The following is a 20,655-nucleotide window of genomic DNA, read 5'->3' as shown; positions in this document are numbered from 1 at the left end:
CGTCACTTCGGAACGGGCACCGGTTCGAGGATCTCGGCCCGGGCCTCGGGGGCCGCGGCGCGCAGGGCGTCGGCGGAGTCGTCGTCGGGTTGCTGCTGCGAGGCCACCTCGGCCTCCACGCGCGCGACGTAGGTCGCCACCTCGAAGTCGCGTTGCTCGGTGGTCCAGCCGAGGAGGGGCGCCAGCAGGTCGGCGACCTCGTCGGCGCAGTCGACGCCACGATGGGAGTACTCGATGGCGATGCGGGTCCGCCGGGCGAGGACGTCCTCGAGGTGCAGCGCCGCCTCGTCGACCGCGGCGTACACCACCTCCACGCGCAGATACTGCGGCGCCGCGGCCAGCGGTTGCAGCAGGCTCTTGTCGCCGTCGGCGTAGTACAGCACGTCGTCGATCAGCGAGCCGTAGCGGTTCAGCAACCGGCGAATCCGGTACGGGTGCAACCCGAATCGGCGTCCGAGGTGCTCGCACTGGTTGATGAGCGCGAAGTAACCGTCCGCCCCGAGCAGCGGGACGCGTTCGGTGATCGACGGCGCCACCCGGGTGGGGATGAAGTCGTCGCACGCGTCGACGGCGTCGGCGGCCATCACACGGTAGGTGGTGTACTTGCCGCCGGCGATCGACACGAGTCCGGGCGCGACGGTCGCGACCGCGTGTTCCCGGGACAGCTTCGAGGTCTCGTCGTCCTCCCCGGCCAACAGCGGCCGGAGGCCGGCGTAGACGCCTTCGATGTCGTCGTGGTTGAGCTTGGTGACCAGGACCTCGTTGACGCGTTCGAGGATGTAGTCGATGTCGGCGCGGGTGGCGGCCGGATGCGCGAGGTCGAGGTTCCAGTCGGTGTCGGTGGTGCCGATGATCCAGTGCGTCTCCCACGGGATGACGAACAGCACCGAGTTGGCGGTGCGCAGGATGATCGCGGTCTCGCTGACGATCCGGTCGCGCGGCACCACGATGTGCACGCCCTTGGAGGCCCGGACCTTGAAGTGCCCGCGCTGCTTGGACAGTGCCTGCACCTCGTCGGTCCACACGCCCGCGGCGTTGATCACGCAGTGGGCACGGATCTCGGTCACATCGCCGTTCTCGGTGTCGCGCACCCGGACTCCGAGCACCCGGTCGGATTCGCGCAGAAATCCGGTGACCTGGGTCGAGGTCCGGATGACCGCACCGTAATTGGCCGCTGTGCGGGCGACCGTGAGGCTGTGCCGCGCGTCGTCGACGACGGTGTCGTAGTACCGGATCCCGCCGATGAGCGAGCTGCGCTTGAGTGCCGGGGCCACGCGCAGGGCACCCGATCGGGTGACATGACGCTGTCCGGGAACGGACTTGGCGCCGCCCATCCGGTCGTAGAGGAAGATGCCGGCTCCGACATACGGCCGCTCCCACACCCGTTGCGTGAGCGGATACAGGAACGGCAACGGCTTGACCAGATGTGGCGCGAGGAACCGGAGCGACAACTCGCGTTCGCGTAGAGCCTCACGCACGAGGCCGAATTCGAGCTGCTCGAGATAGCGGAGGCCGCCGTGGAACATCTTCGACGACCGGCTCGATGTGCCCGAGGCGATGTCGCGTGCCTCGACCAGCGCGACGCGCAGACCGCGTGTCGCGGCGTCGAGTGCGGCACCGACACCCACCACGCCGCCACCGATGACCACCACGTCGAACTGTTCCTCCCCGAACCTCCGCCACGCCTCGGCGCGGTAGAGGGGCCCCATGTCGGCGGGCCGGTCCGCGTTGAACTCGGTGTTCATGGTTGCTGAGCCTAATTGATCTCTGTGGCCTCGACAGCGTGCGACACTGTCCGGCGTGGGTAGGTCAGGCAAATACGTGGCGGCAATCGACCAGGGCACCACCTCGACCCGGGCGATGATCTTCGATCACGAGGGTCGCGTCGTCGGCGCCGAACAGCTCGAACACGAACAGATCTTCCCGCGCGCGGGCTGGGTGGAACACGACGCCGCCGAGATCTGGCGTAACACCCGCCGCGTCGGCGCCGCTGCCCTCGCGTCGGCCGAACTGACCGCGAAGGACATCGTCGCCTGCGGCCTCACCAATCAGCGCGAGACCACCGTGATCTGGGAGCGCGACACCGGCAAGCCGGTGCACAACGCCATCGTGTGGCAGGACACGCGAACCGATGATCTGTGCACCGAGCTGGCCGGAGATGTCGGCATGGACCGGTTCTGCGATCGCACCGGCCTGCCGTTGTCGACCTACTTCGCCGGCCCCAAGGCCCGCTGGCTCCTCGACTCCGTCGACGGCCTCCGCGAACGCGCCGAGAACGGAGAATTGTGTTTCGGCACCATGGATTCCTGGATGGCCTGGAACATGACCGGCGGGGTGGACGGCGGCCGGCACGTCACGGATGTCACCAACGCATCGCGCACCATGTTGATGGACCTGCGGACCCAGACCTGGGACGCCGACATCTGCGCCGAGATGGGCATCCCGATGGCCATGCTGCCCGAGATCAGGAGCTCCTCGGGCGATTTCGGCGCCCTCCGGGGCAACGGCCCACTCCCCGGGGTACCGCTCGCCGGCATCCTCGGCGACCAGCAGGCCGCGACCTTCGGCCAGGCCTGCCTGGAACCCGGCGAGGCCAAGAACACCTACGGGACCGGCAACTTCCTGCTCCTCAACACCGGCACCGAGCCGGTCTTCAGCGAGCACGGACTGCTCACCACCGTCTGCTACCGCATCGGCGAGCAGCCCGCACGATACGCACTCGAGGGCTCGATCGCGGTGACCGGTTCGCTCATCCAGTGGCTGCGCGACAACCTCGGCCTGATCCCGCAGGCATCTGACGTCGAGAAACTGGCCGGCGGGGTCGACGACAACGGCGGCGTCTACTTCGTCCCGGCGTTCTCCGGACTCTTCGCGCCGCGCTGGCGCCCCGATGCCCGCGGCGTCATCGTGGGTCTCACCCGGTTCGCCGACAAGGGCCACATCGCCCGAGCCGCACTGGAAGCCAGCGCCTTTCAGACGCGTGAGGTCATCGAGGCGATGCAGGCCGACTCCGGGGTCGAACTGTCGACGTTGAAGGTCGACGGCGGAATGGTCGTGAACGAACTGCTCATGCAGTTCCAGGCCGACATCCTCGACGTACCCGTCGTGCGGCCGGTCGTCAACGAGACGACCGCCCTCGGCGCGGCCTACGCGGCCGGCCTGGCCGTCGGTTTCTGGGAGAGCGAGGACGACATCCGCGCCAACTGGGCCGAAGACCGCCGGTGGGAGCCCGGGATGGCCGCCGACGACCGCGACCGCCTCTACGCGGGATGGAACCGAGCCGTCGAGCACAGCTTCGGCCTGACCTGACCGGCGCGACGGTGCCGCCGCCTCACATCACGTGGTCGGCGAGGATGGCGACCACACCGGCCGTGCCGCCCAGTGCCGCGGCGGCCTCGTAGGCTGATTCGCGGAGCGCATCGCGCAGCGACTCACCAGCGGCGGGCGTCGACATCGCGGCCACCAGGCAGTCGACGGCGCGGGCGCGGCGGAAGCTGTCGCGCTGGGCGTCCACGTCGCCACGACGCTGATGCGCGAAGGCGTCGAAGTCGTGCTGTGCCGCGACGAGCCGCAGACGTGCGATGCCGGCCGTCGACGCACCGCCCTGCCGCCGCCACTGGCTGATCGCCTCCCGGATCTCGGGCGTCGAGACCGCCGTGACGTCCAGGACGGTCGCGACGATCAGGTGCAGACACGCCGTGAGGTCCTCGTCGGGCACCGAGTCGACGAGGCGGGCGACGCCGCCCGGTAACCGGTCGACACGCTTCAGCCCGGCGTTCACACGGTCTCCGGTCTCGACGTGGCCGAACCGCCCGACGGTGCATCGGTGTCGTCCGAGACCTCCTGCGCCGCACCGTCGACGGGGGTCCGGGAGACGGCGTCGCCGGGTGCCGCGGGCCGCAGGGACAAGGCCTGATCCGGCCCGGCCGGCGCGGCGTCGTCGACCGCCGGGGATGCCTGCCGGATCCAGTCGCCGATGACGGGCGGACCGACGAGCGGCATGTCGCCGACGAGCTGCGCGCCGTGTTCCCGAGTGTGCAGGTACGGCGCTGCCCGGTGGCTGTCGTCGTCGGCGCCGGGCCGCCGTCCGCCGCCCGGGGCCCCGGCGAGCGGCATCCCCGTCGGGCGCTGGGCAACCGGCCCGGCGGTGGCGGGGGTCGCCGGCGTCGGTGAGCCGCCGGCGACCGGGGTCGGCGTCGGCGCCGACGCGGGTGGGAGCAAGCCGGGAGCGGGCATCGCGACCGGGACCCCGGCGCCTCCACTCGCCGGCGCACCGCCACCGGAACCGGATCCGCTGTTCTCGCCGATCCCGTCGGCGCCTCCCGACCGGTGCGTTTCGGGAGCCGCGGCGCCGCGGGTCGTCGACTCGGGCGTCGCCCGACCACCACGCACCAACCCGTCGGGGCCGTCGGTGTTGCCACGACCGGATGGTCCGCCGCCCGGACCCGCAGGCCCTGGCGGCGTCGACGACGCACCGGGTCCGCCGCCACCGGGTGGTGGACCGCCCGCAGCGACCGGCACCGGCCCGGCAGTCGGAGTGGCACGCCCGAAGTCGCCGGCGTCGACGGTGTTGGCGGCCTGACCGCGGGGAGCGTCCGGCCCGGACCCCGCGGCGCCGGAACCGCCGGCGGTCGGCCCGAAGCCGAGTCCTGCGGTCACCCCGTTCGCCCCGGTCGGGTCGTTCGGCAGGGAGCGCTGCAGCCCGATCATCGGCGAGGAGTAGGCGCCCGTCATCGCCCGGTCGACCTCATGCCGGACAGCCGGCGCGTCCTCGGGATTGTCACGGATGTGCTGCTGCAGCTCACGCAACCGCCCCTCCTGACCGCGAGCCGATCCGAGGATGCCTGTCGCGCCGGCCAGCGCATCCCCGATCTGGCCGGCGGTCTCCGAGGTCGTCGCCAGATCGGCCGACAGCGACCGGCCCGCCTCCAGCGCCGCGTCGGAAGCCTGACCGAGCATGCCGTCGCCGAACATCGCGTGCATCCGTTCGGCCGCGCGGCGGACGGACTCGATCGCCTGCAGGATCGTGTTGACGTCACCGCCGGCACGACCGGGTTCCATCGTGCTCAGGACGTTGAGGATCTCGTCGATGCTCATGCCCGCCCACTGCGTGCGACCGCGAGCGAACGCGCGGTCGTTGCGACTGCCGTAGGTGTTGTAGGACTGCTGCGGCGAGCTCACGACACCCCCTTGGTCGCCGGCCGGGACGAACGAATTCGTCCGACCCTACCGTGACGACGCACCCGGCGGCGCACACCGGCACCGGCTGTGCACAGTGGGCGGGCGGCGCTCAGTCCAGGTCGTCGTGCCGAACCAGCTGCCGCGCCGCCTCGGTGATGGACCCGGTCAGCGACGGGTACACCGAGAACGTCTGGGCCAGGTCGCCGACGGTGAGCTTGTTCTGCACCGCGAGGGCGATGGGCAGGATCAGTTCGGAGGCGTTCGGTGCGACCACGACGCCGCCGATGACCACACCGGTGGCCGGCCGGCAGAAGATCTTCACGAAGCCCCGGCGCAGACCGCTCATCTTGGCGCGCGGGTTGGTGGCCAACGGCAGCATCACGGTGCGCGCCGGGTACTCACCGGTGTCGATGGCGTTCTGCGACACCCCCACCGTGGCGATCTCCGGACGCGTGAAGATGGCGGACGCAACGGTTTTCAGCTTGATCGGGCTCACGCCCTCGCCGAGTGCGTGGTACATCGCGATGCGGCCCTGCATGGCGGCCACCGATGCCAGCGGGAACAGCCCGGTGCAGTCGCCGGCCGCATAGATCCCCGCGACCGACGTGCGGGACACCCGGTCGACCTCGATGTAACCGCCCTTGCCGACCGCGACCCCGGCACGATCGAGTCCGAGATCGGTGGTGTTGGGGACCGAACCGACGGTCATCAGCACGTGGCTGCCGGTCACGGTCGAGCCGTCGGCCAGATGCGCGGTGACCGAATCGCCGTGCCGCTCGACCTTGTCGGCGCGGGCGTGCTTGACCAGTTCGACGCCGCGTTCGGCGAGTGCGTCCTCGAGCACCAGCGCGGCGTCCTCGTCCTCGTGCGGGAGGACCCGGTCGCGGCTCGACACGAGCGTCACCTTGACGCCCAGTTCGGTGTAGGCGTGGACGAACTCGGCGCCGGTGACGCCGGAACCGATGACGACGAGGTGTTCGGGCAGCTCCTCGAGGTCGTAGAGCTGACGCCAGGTGAGGATGCGCTCGCCGTCGGGTTCGGCGTCGGGCAGCACGCGGGGCGAGGCGCCGGTCGCCAGCAGGACCACATCGCCGTCGTAGCGTTCGGTGGTTCCGTCGGCGAGGGTCGCGACGACGGTGTGCGTCGAGACGCCGACCTGCCGCTCGTCGAGAACCGCGGTACCGGAGACGAGTGTCACGCCTTCGCTGATGAGTCGTGAGCGGATGTCCGCGGACTGGGCGAACGCGAGGTCGCGGACCCGCTGGTGGATCTGCGGCAATGTGACGGAGGTGTCGTCGGTCTTGATGTTGATACCCAGATCGACGGCGCGACGGACCTCGGTGCGGATGCCGGTGGACGCGATGAACGTCTTTGACGGGACGCAGTCCCACAACACGCAGGCACCGCCGATCCCGTCCGAATCGATCACCGTGATGTCGGCCCCGTAGGCGGCCGCCGCGAGCGCCGCCTCGTAACCCGCGGGTCCGCCGCCGATGATGACGATCCTGGTCACTGTGACTCCTGTTCTCCACGCCGGCTCGCCGCGTCCTTCGTGGGGAAGCTGCGCCCGGCTGTGTGTCGTGGCTCGACGGGAACGCGGGGTGACACGCTCCTCGGGTCGCGCGAGACGGTCGACCCCGTTCGCGCCGCCTACCAAACTAGTCGGGCGGGTCCGTCGTTGTGAACGTGGTCGCACACCGGGGCCGGGCCACGGTGTCGCCTTCCGGACTCGGCGGAGACCATCTAGGCTCCATCCGTGCCCATCTATGCCGCCTATGGATCCAACATGCATCCCGAGCAGATGGCCGAGCGCGCGCCGCACTCCCCGATGTCGGGCACCGGATGGCTCCGCGGCTGGCGTCTGACGTTCGGCGGCGGCGACATCGGGTGGGAGGGGTCCCTGGCCACGGTCACCGAGGACCGCGACGACCCCGACGCCCGGGTGTTCGTCGTTCTCTACGACGTCACCACCGAGGACGAGGATCTGCTCGACCGGTGGGAGGGTTCCGAGCTCGGCATCCACCGCAAGATCCGCGCCCGCGTCGACACCGCCGACGGCCCGGTGCTGGCCTGGTTGTACGTCCTCGACGCCTTCGAGGGCGGGTTGCCCTCGGCGCGCTATCTCGGCGTCATGGCCGAGGCCGCGGAGATCGCCGGCGCACCCGCGGAGTATGTGCAGGACCTCCGGTTGCGCGAGTCGCGCAATGTCGGACCCGGGCCGGGGCCCGCGGAATAGACCGAGTGTCCTAGCCGGCGGCGCTGGTCGCGTTCAGCACGATCCCGGCGAGCGCGCGCACACCGATCGCGAGGGCACGTTCGTCGAGATCGAAGTTGGGCGCGTGCAGATCGACCTGCGGTCCGAATCCGTCCCACACGCCGAGGCGGGCCATCGCTCCCGGGACGTGTTCGAGATACCAGGAGAAGTCCTCGCCGCCGGGTGACTGCGGGGTGTCCGCGATCGCCTTGGACCCGATTGCGGCGACGGACCGTTCGAACATCCCGACCGCGACCTCGTCGTTGACGACCGGCGGCACCCCGCGGAAGTACGAGAGGTCGTACCGGACGCCGAGCGGTGCCAGCAGCTCGCCGACGACGCTGCGGACCAGCGGCTCGAGCTGGGCCCAGGTGGCGTGATCGCCGGTGCGGACCGTGCCGCGCATGCGACCTTCCTGCGGGATGGCGTTGGCGGCGCTGCCGGCGTTCGCCGCGCCCCACACCATCACCGTGCCCGAACGCGGGTCGATCCGTCGCGACAGCACCCCGGGCAGGCCGGTGATCACCGTGCCCATCGCGTAGATGAGATCCCCGGTGAGGTGCGGCCGCGACGTGTGCCCGCCGGCCGAGTGCAGTTGCAGATCGATGTGGTCGGCCGCGGACGTCAACGGGCCGGACCGCAGGCCGACCGTGCCGACCGGCAGGCGAGGGTCGCAGTGCAAGGCGAAGATGCGGCCGAGACCGGTGGTGACGCCCGCCTCGATGGCGTCGAGGGCTCCGCCGGGCATGACCTCCTCGGCGGCCTGGAAGATCAGACGCACGCCGACCGGAAGTGGTTCGGCCGCGGCGAGGAGCTTCGCGACGCCGATCAGGATGGCCGTGTGCGCGTCGTGACCGCACGAGTGCGACGCGCCCTCCACCGCCGAGGTGAACGGCAGGCCGGTGTGTTCGGTCACCGGCAGGGCATCCATGTCCGCGCGCAGCGCGATGCGGGGCTCACCGGCAGGACCGAGGTCGCACACCACTCCGGTGCCCAGCGGCAGCCGGCGCGGGGTGAGTCCGGCGGCGGTGAGCTCGCTCATCACCAGCTCGGTGGTGCGGACCTCTTGCCGGGACAGTTCCGGATGCGCATGGATCTGCCGGCGCCACGCGATGAGATCGCCGCCGTGCTCGGCGAGCCAGGCGTCGATGGGATCGTCCGCCGCGGCGAAGTCCGCTCCCGCGGCCGACATCAGAAGACTCCGGGCGGGGTCTGACGTGCGAGGTCGTCGAGCAGGGGGCCACGGAGTCCGCGCTTGATCAGCGCCAGGTTGGGTCCGGCGGTCGCGGAGCGGGCGGCCGCGATCTCGGTGGCCCGCTTCACGAGGAGCTCGGCGTCCACGGCCTCGTCGACGATTCCCGCACGCACCGCGTCGTCGGCGCCGTACCGCCGGCTGGTGTACATCGCCTCGGTGGCGGTGCGATCGGTCAGTCGGGTGCGCAGCAACGTCGCCATCCCACGGGTGAACGGCATGGTGAGAGCGGCCTCGGGCAGCGACCAGAAACCGCGTTCGGTGCGCATCAGGACGTGGTCGGTACACAACGCGAGCATCGCTCCGGCGCCGAAGGCGTGTCCGTTGACGGCGCTGACCGTCGGAACGGGCAGGGTGAGCACCTTCGCGTACAGGGCGTGCACGCGGTCGAGGTAACCGGGCAGCTGGTCGGGAGCGGCGAAGATGTGGTCGGTGTCCAGGCCGTTGGAGAAGAACTTCCCGGTGGCGGTGATCACCAGCGGTCGTGGCGGGTCGGCGACCACCTGGTCCAGCAGTGCATCGACCTCGTCCAACCAGTGGGTCCGGAAGCGGTTCTCCGGATTGGACTCGCTGATCTCCTCACCGCGCGCTCCGAGATGGAGCTCGACGACCTCCCCGTCACCGTTCAGAAATGGCATGTCCCGACCTTATCGCTCCCGGTCTCGTCGCCACCGACCCGATCGGTCGGCGCGCTGCGACGCGCGGCCGTGTGGGCCTGGGAACGGTTTAGGGTTGGCGCATGGAGCCCACCGCCGACCCCGATGCCGCGGCCATCGTCGCCGCGGCCACGATCGCTGCCGAGACCGACGCCGCTACACACGATGTGGCCGTCATCCTCGGGTCGGGATGGTCACCCGCCGCCGACGCCTTCGGGCGGCCCATCCGCTCGTTGCCGATGGCGTCGATCCCGGGATTCGTCCCACCCAAGGCCGCCGGCCACGGCGGCGTGGTCCACTCCGTCCGGATCGGTGATCGACGAGTCCTGTTGATGCTGGGACGTATTCACGCCTACGAGGGCCACGACCTCGCTCGCGTGGTCCACCCGGTCCGCACCGCAGCCGCGGCCGGTGTCCACACCGTCGTGCTCACCAACGCGGCGGGCGGTCTGCGCGAGGACATGTCGGTCGGGCAACCCGTGCTCATCACGGATCATCTGAACCTCACGGCCCGCTCCCCGTTGGTCGGTGCCCAGTTCGTCGACCTTGTCGATGCCTATTCACCGCGGCTGCGACAGATCGCGCGCGGCATCGACCCGGGCCTCGCCGAGGGGGTCTACGCCGGGCTCCCCGGCCCGCACTACGAGACCCCCGCCGAGATCCGGATGCTGCGGACGATGGGTGCGGACCTGGTCGGGATGTCGACCGTGCACGAGACCATCGCGCGCGCGCCGCCGGACTCAACGTGCTCGGCATATCCCTGGTTACCAACCTCGCGGCCGGCATGACCGGCGAACACCTGAGCCACGCAGAGGTCCTGGAGGTCGGCCGCGCGTCGGCAACCAGGATGGGCGAGTTGTTGGCCCGGATCATCGGCGAACTGTAGGACCGAACGGAACCGGCGGCCGGCCGAACCGAAGGAGCGAGATGACCTATCCACCGAGCGGTCCAGGCGGCCATCCCCAGGGTGGCTATCCGTCGGGCGGTTACCCGCAGGGCCCGGTGCCACCTGGCCCGCCGCGGTCCCCGTGGTCGTCGCCGGCGGTGCTGGTGGCGATCGGCGCGGGCGTGCTGCTGGTGGTGGTGGGCGTCCTCGCGGCGCTGCTCCTGATCCCCGCGGACGACGAGTCCGCGGACCGCGACAGCGCGGACGGCGGACAACCGTCGGCGTCGACCTTCACGAGTACCGTCACCCGCCCCGCGGAGACGACGACCCCCACCACCGCGACCACCACCACGACGACGCCGCCCCCGGTTCGGCCGACCCCCACCGTCGCCGGCGCGGACTGGCAGGGATTCACCAGCGGTCCCCGCTGCAACGCCGCCGACGACCCCGCCGTGGCCGTCGGACAGACCGCCCGGTCGCGCGTGGTGATCTGCCAGGTGGGCACCCAGACGGGCCGCTTGTACTACAAGGGCGCCGCACCCGAGGGCGGGATCGAACTCCAGTTCCCGACCCGCACCGGAGACACCTTCGAGGCGCGCAACGGCTCGGTGCGTTACCTCGTCTCGCCGACAAGTCTCACCATCGTCGACGGCGGCGCCGTGCTCACCGAGGAGCCGATGCTCGCGTACTGGTCGCTGCCCGGCTGAGACCCGCCGCACCTCCCTGACCGCGGTTCGGCTCAGCCCGGTCACCGAAATGCGAAGCGTGCGTGACGGGATGACCGTTGCGTCCGACGTCGCCGCCCGCCGCTCGGGCCGTCGCCAATTGGCTTGGAACACAGACGACGCCGATATCGAGATCACCCGGTGGAATGCGCTGACACAAAGCCGGACGCTCGCTCAGCGCTCAACAGTTCCCATCCACTGCGTCGAGACGGGCCGGTCTCGTACGGGGGGCGGTTGCCTCTGGGGTGACACTGTGGAGTTGTCAAAGGACGGATGCGGTCCCGGGTATGGCCCGGGTGCGGAAGGTGCTACGCGAAAGTGGTTGTCGGACGGCCGGTCAGGCGGCCTCGTCGAGGCGCATGGTGCGCCGGTTGTAGGCGGGTAGCGGTCGGCGTTGCGGGTCGATACTGGCGGGTGGGACGAGCCAGGGATGGCGGTCGAATCCCATCACGATGTCCCAGCCGTGGTGGTGGACCTGCGTATGGCAGCGCTGACACAGCAAACAGCCGTTGTCGAGGTCGGTGGGTCCACCGTCGGCCCACGACTTGATATGGTGAACCTGGGTATGTGACGGTGGTGCACCGCATTTGACGCAACACGCGTCGCGGACGATCACCGCCTTACGTAGGTGCGCCGGATACAACCGACGGGTGTGACCCATCTGCAGCGGTACGCCCTCACTGTCGAGGACGATCTCGGTCAGGGATCCGTCGCAGGAGACCTGTTTCGCGGTGGCATGGCTGACCGTCCCGGTCCACGGCAGCGTTGCGAGTTCTCCGGTGGCGGGGATGGTCAGCATCAGTTGCGTGCGTGGACTTCCGACGGTATCGATGGTCGCGCCGATCGCGGCTTGGTCGAGGATCAACTCGAAAGCGTCGGCGCGACGCTGCTCGGCGGTGCGACGATCCTCGGCGCCGTCGGGTTCGGGCCGTGGACAGGACCGTTCGTCGATCATCGCCAGGAACTTCTCGCCGACCAACTGGGTGAGGTCAGCGCGGACCTCGACGCGCCCGTCGTCGGTGGTGTGCACGTTGACCGCGTTCAGCGATGGGTCGTCGGTGGCCGGTACACCGGTGTCAGAGTCGTCGCAGAGTGTGTTGCTGATGGCTCGAGCGTGCTTGAGTACTTCAGTCGGTGTCGCGCCCGACAGCGCCTGGGCGACGAGCTCGCTCTCATACCGGGAGCGATCGTCGTCGGAAAGCGCCTCACCACATCGTTTCTCGATCTCGTTCATGCCGCGGACGATGGCATCGACGATCTCGCCGGACAGCCGCCCATCGGCGGCATGACGCGCCAAAGCGGGCAGGTTGGGCAGCGCGTCGACACTCCGCATGGTGCGGAGGGCGGAGGCCGGCGCATGTCCTGACTCGATCAGCAGCTTCTTGGTGGTGCTACCGGCTTTCTGCGCGACCCCGAGAGCATCGAGTTGCGCTGCGTTCGTGGCGATTTGATGATCGGCAAGGTTGCGGATCAGGCGCCACGTGTCGAGGGCGTCGAATGTCGCTCTGCCGGTTGGGTCGTTGGTGGGCGGGGTGGTTCCGATGAGTTGATCGAGGAGAGTGGCTAGCTCTGACATGACTCCAAGGTACAGGAACATGCGTTCGACCACGAAGAGTTTCCACAGGCCCAGAAATAGCGAAACTATCCACTGTGCAGCGTTTTTCGTCGACTGTGCGCTGATTCTCGTTGACTGGCGTAGATCGTTGACAGCGGTGAACTTCAGTCACACCCGTTTCAGATTTCATTCTGTAAGCGAATAATTCGTCACGATCCAGCGCTTCTATGTCGCCGCCCCGGCCCCCGCGATCGCTCACGACAAGTGGCGCTCCCAGGTCGGCGGACCCTGTCACTGATCGTCGTCGAGCCAGGCTCATGAGGCCCCTCGCTACTGCGACCGTGATCATTGCGTGGATGTCGATGACCATGGCTTGGCTGTGTTTGCAACGTGTGTGGCGTGAGACAGAGGAGGCGGGGTTCGGCGCAAACGCGCGGCCGCACCGGCGCGGCACTGGGCGCCCACCGAGATGCAGACACCCGGATGCCCCGCCGCGCCTGGGTGTCCGGCCACTGGCGAGTCGAGTTCAATGACCCGAATCGGTCAGCGGAATCGACGGCTGGATATGCGGTTTCAGCGATCCCCTGCGTTCAAGCCAACGGTCAGAAGCGGCGCGACGAGCTCGCTCGGGTGGTCCCGACCCTCACAAATACCTCGGACCGAACTGCCGGTCGCCCGCGTCACCGAGACCGGGCACGATGTAGTTGACCTCGTTGAGACCGTCGTCCACGGCAGCCACGACGAGCCGGCACGGGTGTCCCGAATTCTCCAGCGCCGCAACCCCTTCAGGTGCGGCGACGACACATACGGCGGTGATGTCGGTGGCGTTGCGGGCGACCAGCAACTCGATGGTGTGGAGCATGGAGCCGCCGGTGGCGAGCATGGGGTCGAGGACGAACACCGGCCGTCCCGACAGGTCCTCCGGCAGCGACTCCAGGTACGGCACGGGTTGTGCGGTCTCCTCGTCGCGGGCGAGGCCCACGAAACCGACATGCGCCTCGGGCACCATCGCGTGCGCCTGCTCGACCATGCCGAGTCCGGCCCGCAGGACCGGGACCAGGAGAGGCGGGGATGCCAGCCTCGATCCCGTGTGCGCGGTCATCGGCGTGTTGATCGCGACGTCGGCGCGCGGCGCACCGGCAAGCGCCTCGTAGATCAGCATCTGGGTGAGGTCAGACAGCGCAGCCCGGAATCCGGCGTTGTCGGTGGTCTCGTCGCGCATCGTGGTCAGACGCGCGGCTGCGAGGGGATGGTCGACGATCAGGGACTCCATGCCGACACCCTATTTCCTCCCCGGCGCTCGCGTGCCGCTTGGGCGAGCTCCACCACGCCGGTCTGGGTCGCCGCGAGAATTTGATGGAACCCAACGGGGCCGCGCCGCGTCGAAAACCCATGAGCCCGTCCTCCCCCCATCCCTATCCCGCACCCACCCGGCCAGGCCCGGACACAGGTGGCCGACTGTTCGCCGATTCGTCTGCGCTGCACGAGTTCTCCGGCGCACACCGCACGAACGCCCAGATGCTCGAGGGCGGGACCGGCAGCGACGACGCCGCCGTGGTCGAACTCGCCATCACCTTCGGTCTCATCGGCATCGAGTTCCTCACCGCCGTCGTCGAGTTCCTCGACCTGCACCGTCGCACCATCGAGGCCGCGACGGCGCGCGAGGAACGCGTCGGACTCACGACGAGCTCGGCCGCAACGTCCTACGCCGACTGCGACTGCGCCGCCGCCGACCGGATCGCGACGGCCGGTGAGCTGACGCTGTGATCCCCGTCGAACTCCTCATCGAGCCACTGCGGCAACTGATCGCCGCGCTGGGGACCGGGATCCTGGCACCGGGCAACCCCGCCGAGCAGGTCCGGACCGTAGCGGGCACCGTCGAGTCGGTGCGCCAGCGGTCGACGTCGGCCGCCGAGTCCGTCCTCACGCGGTGGGACGGAGCCGGGGCCGCCGGAGCCGCAGCCGCGACCGCGGCGAACCAGCGCCGACTCACCGAACTCACCGAATGCGCCGCCGAGTTCGGCCGGCTCGTCGAGAGCGCCGGCCGTACCGTCCACATGGCGTCGACCGCGCTGAACGGCCTCGTGGACTCCCTGGAACGGCATGTCCGTGGCCTCGCCGGCGGATTGGCCACTCCGGCAGTCCTTCTCGCGGTCCTGCCGATCGCCGTCGAGCATCTGAGCCGCGGCGTGGAGATCATCGGTCGTGCTCGCGCCGAGCTCGGCTCCGACACCGAGGCGATGGCCGCCCTGGCCCGCCGCACGGCGCCGGCCGAGATGGTCGGAGTCGCAGGCGGCGACGCCGCCAGACTGTCGCCCGTCCCCACGCCCGGCGGCGTCCCCATCACGCTGCCCGACGGCTCGGTCGCCCACGCTCCGAACGAACGCGCGGCGACCGCGGTGCGGGCCGCGCTGAGTCAACGCGGGGTGCCCTATGTCTGGGGCGGGACGACGCCCGACGGATTCGACTGCAGCGGCTTCACACAGTGGGCTTACCGGCAGGCCGGGCTCGAACTCCCCCGCCTCGCCCAGGAGCAGGACACCGCCGGGTATCAGGTGTCCCAGGCGCAGCTGCAGCCCGGAGACCTCGCGGTGTGGTCCGGCCACGTGGCGATGTACATCGGCAATGGTCAAATGATCGAAGCCGGTGACCCCGTGGGCGTCTCGCCGGTACGCACCTCGAACCTCGACCAGGCATTCGAAGGATTCTTCCGTCCACGATGAGAGCCGCGCCGATGGTCGCACCCGCGGGCGGGTCAGGAGTTCATCGAAAAGTCGTCGGCACACCACCGACCGTCTGTGGGGGCACTACTGGATCCGCCGCCGACAATCGCTAGGCTGTGTCCCCATGGCCGGAGACATCGTCCCGATTGAGCTCGGACTCACCGACGGAAACAGCTTCACCCTGTGGGCACCCCGCTGGCGTGAGGGCGACGATGAATGGGAGGCCTTCCTCGGACTGGACGAGGACCTGTACGTCCTGCCCTCTGTCGCCGAGCTCGCCGCGTTCATCCGCACCAACGAGGACAACGATCTCGTCGAGCACCCGGCGTGGTCGACCGTGGTCGGCCTGCAGGCCGATGAACTGGTCCCCGACGGGCGCCACAGCTACGACCTCGTCGGCGTACCCGAGCTCGCCGCGGAGGACCCCACCGCCGAGGTCATCGCCGAACTCGAAGACGCACTCGAGATCGTCCGCATCCTCGGTGAGGTCTGCGAATTGACACCGGTCACCAAGTTCTTCAACGGCAACCCGATCCTGGGCGCCGTCACCACCGGCACACGCAACTTCGACGGCCGCGAGGGCACCGACCTCTGGGTGCGCATCGGCCGGCTCATCGCCAAGCACTGGGATGACGTGCTCGATGCCATCGACGGTGTCATCAGCACACCGAAGGTGGACGCCAAGGCCGTCGAGACCGCCGAGGCCGAACTCGAGGCCGCCGCGTCCGCCGAGGACGAGGACGAGCCGACCGACGATGACATCGAGATCGTCGGTGCCCCCGACTCCGAGTCCTCGGACGCCGCCGACGACGATGACCTCGAAGAGGACACGGACGAGGAGGACGAGGACGACTACGACGACGACGATTTCTGGGCGTCGGTCGGCATCGACCCGATCAAGATCGTCACCAGCGCGAACGAGTACCTGACACTGCGGTGTTACCTCGGAGACGACCCGGTGTTCCTCGGCACCAAGGGCAAGATCTTCGTGTTCACCTCGGCGCGCTCGCTCTCGCGGTTCCTCGCCGACGACAACACGCACGACCTCGCCGACCTGTCCACGTTCGACGAGGTCCGCACCGAGGCGACCAACGGATCCCTCGAGTTCGACGTCATCGACGACAACGTCTACGTCCTGCCGGGTCTCGCCGACGACATCGCCGACGGCCCCCGCCGAATGGATCGCGACCAGCTCGACCTCGCCGTCGAACTCTTCACCGACGCAGCCGACTACGCCGGTGACAACACGGTCTCCGAGGCCCTCGGCACCACCACCCCGCTGGGATGGTTCGTCGACTACACCGTCAACCCCGACCCCAAGCGCATGGCGCCCAGCGGTCCGTTCGACAACGAGGCCGAGGCGTGGCGCGCGCTCGAGCACGACTTCGAGGCCCGGCTCACCAAGAAGGGCTGACGGGCGCAGTCCTCTCCGCCCATAACCGGCCGCGACGGTGCTGCTCAGCCGAGCAGCACCGCGTAGCCGGGCTTGATCACGTCGTCGATGAACGCCAGCCGCTCGTCGAAGTGGATGAACGCCGACTTCATCGCGTTCACCGTGAACCGTTCGAAATCCGCCCAGCCGTAGCCGAACCGATCGGCGAGCAGGCCGAATTCCTTGCTCATGGTGGTGTCGGACATCAGTCGGTTGTCGGTGTTCACCGTCACCCGGAACCGTAGGCGCGCCAACACGTTGAACGGATGCTCGGCGAGTGAACCGACCGCCCCGGTCTGCACATTCGAACTCGGGCACAGCTCCAGCGGAATCCGCTTGTCCCGCACGATGTTCGCCACCTGACCCAGCCGCGCACCCGCGAACGAGTGCGCCGCGAGATCGACCCCCTCCGGGAGTTCGATGTCGTCGAAGACGCGGACGCCGTGACCCAACCGGTCCGTCCCGCAGAAGCCGATGGCCTCGTGGATCGACGGCAGCCCGAATGCCTCGCCGGCGTGGATGGTGAAGGGCGCACAGTTGGCCCGCATGTATTCGAAGGCGTCGAGATGGCGGGTCGGCGGATGCCCCGCCTCGGCGCCGGCGATGTCGAAACCGACGACACCCCGGTCCCGGTAGCGGACCGCGAGTTCGGCGATCTCGCGTGACCGGGCGGCGTGGCGCATCGCGGTGACCAGGCACCGCACGGTGATCGTCCGGCCCCGCTCGGCCGCGACCGCCTCGCCCTCGGCGAAGCCCCGCAGCACCGCCTCGACGACCTCGTCGAGGGTCAGCCCACCTTCGAGATGCTGTTCGGGCGCATAACGCACCTCGGCGTACACGACCCCGTCGGCGGCGAGGTCCTCCACGCACTCGCGCGCGACGCGTTCCAACCCGCCGACGGTCTGCATCACCGCGACCGTATGCGAGAAGGTCTCGAGATAGCGCTCGAGCGAGCCGCTGTCGGCCGCACGTCGGAACCACTGCCCGAGCGTCTCGGCGTCATCGATCTGCCTGCCGTTCTCATCCGCCGGGAGGCCGTCGTATCCCACCTCGTGGGCCAACTCGAGGACCGTCGCGGGCCGGAGTCCGCCGTCGAGGTGGTCGTGGAGGAGCACCTTCGGGGCGAGGGAGATGTTCGCCGGGGTCAGCGTCGTCATGATGGAAACCTAACGCGGTCGATGATCAGTGGACGGGTGCGCGCGCCGCCCGCGTGTTCGGCGGAGTCGGGCCCCACGGTCGTCGCCCCGGCCAGGCAGGAGCGGGCGCCGGGGATCCGGTCCTCATCCTGCGTGTGCAGGGTGAACAACGGTTGACCGGCTCGGACACGATCACCGGGCTTCGCATGGATGGTCACTCCCGCCTCTGCCGCGACCGCCTCCCCCGGCTTCGATCGGCCGCCGCCGAGGCGCCACGCGGCGTCGCCGACCGCGCGCGCGTCCATCTCGGTGACGATGCCGTCGCCCGACGCGGTCACGGTGTCGTGGTGGCGCGCCGTCGGCAGGGGCGCATCGGGGTCGCCACCTTGCGCCGCGATCATCGCCCGCCACGTGTCCATCGCCCGGCCGTCGGCGAGATGGGTTGCGGGGTCGGCGTCGACGAGCCCAGCGGCGTCGAGCATCTCCCGGGCGAGGGCCAGGGTCAGTTCGACGACGTCGGCGGGTCCGCCGCCGGCGAGTACCTCCACCGACTCGGCCACCTCAACGGCGTTGCCGATCGCGAGTCCGAGCGGTGTGCCCATGTCGGTGATGACCGCACGGGTGTCGACACCGGCGTCGTGACCGAGTTCGACCATGGTCGACGCCAGTTCGCGCGCGTCGTCCTCGTCGGGCAGGAAGGCACCCGACCCGGTCTTGACGTCGAGGACCAGCGCACCGGTGCCCTCGGCGATCTTCTTGCTCATGATCGACGACGCCAGCAGCGGAATGGACTCGACCGTGCCCGTGACATCGCGCAGGGCGTAGAGCTTGCGATCGGCGGGTGCCAGGTCGGCGCCTGCGGCACAGATGACCGCGCCGACCCGCTCGAGCTGGTCGAGCATGTCAGACGTGCTCACCTCGGCCCGCCACCCCGGGATGGACTCCAGCTTGTCGAGCGTCCCACCGGTGTGACCGAGCCCCCGACCGGACAGCTGCGGCACCGCGACACCGAACGACGCGACGAGCGGCGTGAGCGGGAGGGTGATCTTGTCCCCGACGCCGCCGGTGGAGTGTTTGTCCACGGTGGCCAGCGGCCGCCCGTCCCGCTGCAGACCGGACAGGTCCATCCGGCGCCCGCTGTCGATCATCGCGTGCGTCCAGGACGCGATCTCACGGCGATTCATCCCGCGCAGATATATGGCCATCAGCAATGCCGACATCTGTTCCGCCGCCACCTCGCCGCGGGTGTAGCCGTCGACCATCCACGCGATCTGTGCGTCGGCGAGTTCGTGTCCGCCCCGCTTGGTGGCGATCACCGACACCGCGTGGATGATCTCCCGGGCGTCGACCGTCATGAACGGACCGCCTCGAGATCGTCGGGTCCGAAGGCATCGGGAAGCAGCTCGGCGAGCATCCGGGGACCACCGGGGTGGTCGACGAGGAGCTCGCGCCCGCCGTGTTCGAGCAGGACCTGTCGGCACCGTCCGCACGGCATCAGAACCGCCCCGCGGGCGTCGCAGACGCTGACCGCCCGCAGCGCTCCGCCTCCGTCGTTCACCAGGGCCGCGACCAGTGCGACCTCGGCGCAGATACCCAGGCCATATGAGACATTTTCCACATTGCAACCGGCGACGACACCGCCCTCGGCTGTGATCCCGGCGGCGCCCACCGGGTACCGGGAGTAGGGTGCGTAAGCACGACCGATCATCGATCTGGCCTTGTCCCGCAACACATCCCAATCGATTTCTGTAACCACGTGGATCTCCTGTCGCCCGGCGTCATCGGCCGTTCATCCGGATTTCATCACCGCAAAGCTTGGGTAAGGCAAACCTAAGTCGTAATGTCTTGTCGCCCAGATCGGTTCGGGCAATTTACCACCGGAATGTGCATGGGTTTAGAGTCTCTTCGTATGGGTCCATGGTCGAGTCGGAGCATGCCGATTCGACGCGTCCATCGACGATGTTGGAGGCCACTTTCCCGATGAGCACCTCGACCGAAGTCGCACCCGACCCGGTGCGCAGACGATCTCTTTATCGCGGCGATCCCGGCATGTGGTCGTGGGTCCTGCACCGCATCACCGGCGTCACGATCTTCTTCTTCCTCTTCGTACACGTGCTCGACACCGCGGTCATCCGAGTCGACCCCAATCAGTACGACGAGATCATCGAGACCTACAAGACGCCGATCATCGGTCTCATGGAGATTGCCCTGGTCGCGTGCGTCCTGTTCCACGCCTTCAACGGTGTGCGCCTGATCCTCGTGGACTTCTGGTCCAAGGGACCCAAGTACCAGCGACAGATGCTGTGGGTGGCCATGACCCTGTTCGTCATCGTCTTCGGTGCCGGCACGGTCCGCCTGCTGCAGATCATGTTCAGCCACCTGTAGGAGACACCAGAGATGACCACCTCGGAAGCCACCGGTGTCGCCAAGACCCTCGGTACTCAGCACGACCGTCCCGCGAGCCTGGACAACCCGCGCTCGCCCCGCAAGCCCAAGGGCGGCAACTTCGAGAAGAACGCATGGCTGTTCATGCGGTTCTCCGGGCTGCTGCTCGTCGTCCTGACGATCGGCCACATGTTCATCATGCTGGCCTGGGACGGCGGCGTGCACCGCATCGACTCCTCGTTCGTCGCCGCGCGGTGGAGCTCACCCTTCTGGCAGATCTGGGACCTCACCATGCTGTGGCTGGCCCAACTGCACGGCGGCAACGGTGTGCGCACCGTCATCGCCGACTACTCCCGCAAGGACTCGACCCGTTTCTGGCTGAACGTGCTGCTCGCCGTGTCGATGATCCTCGTCCTCACGATGGGCACCTACGCCCTCCTGACCTTCGACGTCAACAGCGTCGGCTAGAG

Annotated in this window: 19 protein-coding genes and 1 pseudogene; 9 read left to right on the top strand and 11 right to left on the bottom strand. The window is 69.1% G+C overall.

Translation table 11 applies throughout. The features are described 5' to 3' along the window. Nucleotides 1-2: 2 nt before the first annotated feature. Nucleotides 3-1,745, bottom strand: coding sequence for a glycerol-3-phosphate dehydrogenase (gene glpD / locus QAD21_RS08465; RefSeq protein ID WP_065630729.1), 1,743 nt, complete (start codon nucleotides 1,743-1,745; stop codon nucleotides 3-5). A gap of 76 nt (nucleotides 1,746-1,821) precedes the next feature. Here glpD and glpK point away from each other — a divergent pair, with 76 nt between their 5' ends. Next, a complete protein-coding gene (glpK, locus tag QAD21_RS08460) occupies nucleotides 1,822-3,309 on the top strand; it encodes a glycerol kinase GlpK (RefSeq protein ID WP_065630728.1) in 1,488 nt (495 codons plus the stop codon). A gap of 22 nt (nucleotides 3,310-3,331) precedes the next feature. Here the strand turns inward: glpK and QAD21_RS08455 are convergent, their stop codons facing one another. The 3 genes from QAD21_RS08455 to QAD21_RS08445 form a co-directional block, all read right to left on the bottom strand. Continuing rightward, nucleotides 3,332-3,781 (bottom strand): hypothetical protein, encoded by a 450-nt coding sequence (locus QAD21_RS08455; protein ID WP_223258846.1) that lies wholly within the window; start codon nucleotides 3,779-3,781, stop codon nucleotides 3,332-3,334. Next, on the bottom strand, nucleotides 3,778-5,181 hold the full coding sequence (locus tag QAD21_RS08450) for a hypothetical protein (RefSeq protein ID WP_065630727.1): 1,404 nt from the start codon (nucleotides 5,179-5,181) through the stop codon (nucleotides 3,778-3,780). Before QAD21_RS08450 ends, QAD21_RS08455 begins: the two co-directional genes overlap by 4 nt. A 109-nt stretch (nucleotides 5,182-5,290) precedes the next feature. Next, entirely contained in the window at nucleotides 5,291-6,694 is a 1,404-nt protein-coding gene (locus tag QAD21_RS08445; protein WP_065630726.1) for an NAD(P)H-quinone dehydrogenase, read from the bottom strand. A gap of 243 nt (nucleotides 6,695-6,937) precedes the next feature. Here QAD21_RS08445 and QAD21_RS08440 point away from each other — a divergent pair, with 243 nt between their 5' ends. Then, nucleotides 6,938-7,417, top strand: a complete 480-nt coding sequence (locus QAD21_RS08440; protein WP_004021668.1) for a gamma-glutamylcyclotransferase — start codon at nucleotides 6,938-6,940, stop codon at nucleotides 7,415-7,417. A gap of 10 nt (nucleotides 7,418-7,427) precedes the next feature. Here the strand turns inward: QAD21_RS08440 and QAD21_RS08435 are convergent, their stop codons facing one another. After that, entirely contained in the window at nucleotides 7,428-8,627 is a 1,200-nt protein-coding gene (locus tag QAD21_RS08435; protein ID WP_068971766.1) for an amidohydrolase, read from the bottom strand. After that, nucleotides 8,627-9,325 carry an enoyl-CoA hydratase/isomerase family protein gene (locus tag QAD21_RS08430; protein ID WP_068971765.1) on the bottom strand — a complete coding sequence of 233 codons (699 nt, stop codon included), beginning with the start codon at nucleotides 9,323-9,325 and terminating at the stop codon, nucleotides 8,627-8,629. The genes QAD21_RS08435 and QAD21_RS08430 overlap by 1 nt, the downstream gene beginning before the upstream one ends. Before the next feature lie 101 nt (nucleotides 9,326-9,426). Between QAD21_RS08430 and QAD21_RS08425 the strand changes: the two are divergent. Both QAD21_RS08425 and QAD21_RS08420 read left to right on the top strand, forming a co-directional pair. After that, a pseudogene (locus QAD21_RS08425) lies at nucleotides 9,427-10,229 on the top strand (purine-nucleoside phosphorylase). Nucleotides 10,230-10,270: 41 nt separating this feature from the next. Next, nucleotides 10,271-10,936 (top strand): hypothetical protein, encoded by a 666-nt coding sequence (locus tag QAD21_RS08420; protein ID WP_068971763.1) that lies wholly within the window; start codon nucleotides 10,271-10,273, stop codon nucleotides 10,934-10,936. A 355-nt stretch (nucleotides 10,937-11,291) separates the two neighbouring features. On the opposite strand, the gene QAD21_RS08415 is transcribed toward QAD21_RS08420, so the two are convergent. Both QAD21_RS08415 and upp read right to left on the bottom strand, forming a co-directional pair. Further along, nucleotides 11,292-12,551 carry an HNH endonuclease signature motif containing protein gene (locus tag QAD21_RS08415; protein ID WP_068971762.1) on the bottom strand — a complete coding sequence of 420 codons (1,260 nt, stop codon included), beginning with the start codon at nucleotides 12,549-12,551 and terminating at the stop codon, nucleotides 11,292-11,294. Nucleotides 12,552-13,152: 601 nt separating this feature from the next. After that, nucleotides 13,153-13,782 (bottom strand): uracil phosphoribosyltransferase, encoded by a 630-nt coding sequence (gene upp, locus QAD21_RS08410; protein WP_068971761.1) that lies wholly within the window; start codon nucleotides 13,780-13,782, stop codon nucleotides 13,153-13,155. Nucleotides 13,783-13,901: 119 nt separating this feature from the next. Here upp and QAD21_RS08405 point away from each other — a divergent pair, with 119 nt between their 5' ends. The 3 genes from QAD21_RS08405 to QAD21_RS08395 all read left to right on the top strand — a co-directional run bounded on the left by QAD21_RS08405 (nucleotide 13,902) and on the right by QAD21_RS08395 (nucleotide 16,646). Further along, nucleotides 13,902-14,276 carry a type VII secretion target gene (locus QAD21_RS08405; RefSeq protein WP_068971760.1) on the top strand — a complete coding sequence of 125 codons (375 nt, stop codon included), beginning with the start codon at nucleotides 13,902-13,904 and terminating at the stop codon, nucleotides 14,274-14,276. After that, complete coding sequence (locus QAD21_RS08400; RefSeq protein WP_068971759.1) at nucleotides 14,273-15,232, top strand: C40 family peptidase; 960 nt, start codon at nucleotides 14,273-14,275, stop codon at nucleotides 15,230-15,232. Before QAD21_RS08405 ends, QAD21_RS08400 begins: the two co-directional genes overlap by 4 nt. A gap of 124 nt (nucleotides 15,233-15,356) precedes the next feature. Next, a complete protein-coding gene (locus tag QAD21_RS08395) occupies nucleotides 15,357-16,646 on the top strand; it encodes a primosomal protein (protein WP_065630717.1) in 1,290 nt (429 codons plus the stop codon). Nucleotides 16,647-16,690: 44 nt separating this feature from the next. On the opposite strand, the gene QAD21_RS08390 is transcribed toward QAD21_RS08395, so the two are convergent. The 3 genes from QAD21_RS08390 to QAD21_RS08380 are packed head-to-tail and all read right to left on the bottom strand — an operon-like array spanning nucleotide 16,691 to nucleotide 19,556. Continuing rightward, nucleotides 16,691-17,821 (bottom strand): adenosine deaminase, encoded by a 1,131-nt coding sequence (locus QAD21_RS08390; protein WP_068971758.1) that lies wholly within the window; start codon nucleotides 17,819-17,821, stop codon nucleotides 16,691-16,693. Then, on the bottom strand, nucleotides 17,818-19,155 hold the full coding sequence (locus tag QAD21_RS08385; protein WP_068971757.1) for a thymidine phosphorylase: 1,338 nt from the start codon (nucleotides 19,153-19,155) through the stop codon (nucleotides 17,818-17,820). The genes QAD21_RS08390 and QAD21_RS08385 overlap by 4 nt, the downstream gene beginning before the upstream one ends. Beyond that, a complete protein-coding gene (locus QAD21_RS08380; RefSeq protein ID WP_058250658.1) occupies nucleotides 19,152-19,556 on the bottom strand; it encodes a cytidine deaminase in 405 nt (134 codons plus the stop codon). Before QAD21_RS08380 ends, QAD21_RS08385 begins: the two co-directional genes overlap by 4 nt. A 224-nt stretch (nucleotides 19,557-19,780) precedes the next feature. Between QAD21_RS08380 and sdhC the strand changes: the two genes are divergently transcribed. Beyond that, entirely contained in the window at nucleotides 19,781-20,185 is a 405-nt protein-coding gene (sdhC, locus tag QAD21_RS08375; protein WP_058250873.1) for a succinate dehydrogenase, cytochrome b556 subunit, read from the top strand. Between the two features lie 12 nt (nucleotides 20,186-20,197). Further along, nucleotides 20,198-20,653 carry a succinate dehydrogenase hydrophobic membrane anchor subunit gene (locus QAD21_RS08370; RefSeq protein WP_058250659.1) on the top strand — a complete coding sequence of 152 codons (456 nt, stop codon included), beginning with the start codon at nucleotides 20,198-20,200 and terminating at the stop codon, nucleotides 20,651-20,653. Nucleotides 20,654-20,655 lie beyond the last annotated feature (2 nt).

It is taken from the genome of Gordonia sp. SMJS1, assembly GCF_029866425.1.
In the GTDB taxonomy this organism is placed as follows: Bacteria; Actinomycetota; Actinomycetes; order Mycobacteriales; family Mycobacteriaceae; genus Gordonia; species Gordonia hongkongensis.
The sequence above is the reverse complement of the archived record's forward strand: the minus strand, read 5'-3'. Positions and strand labels throughout refer to the sequence as shown.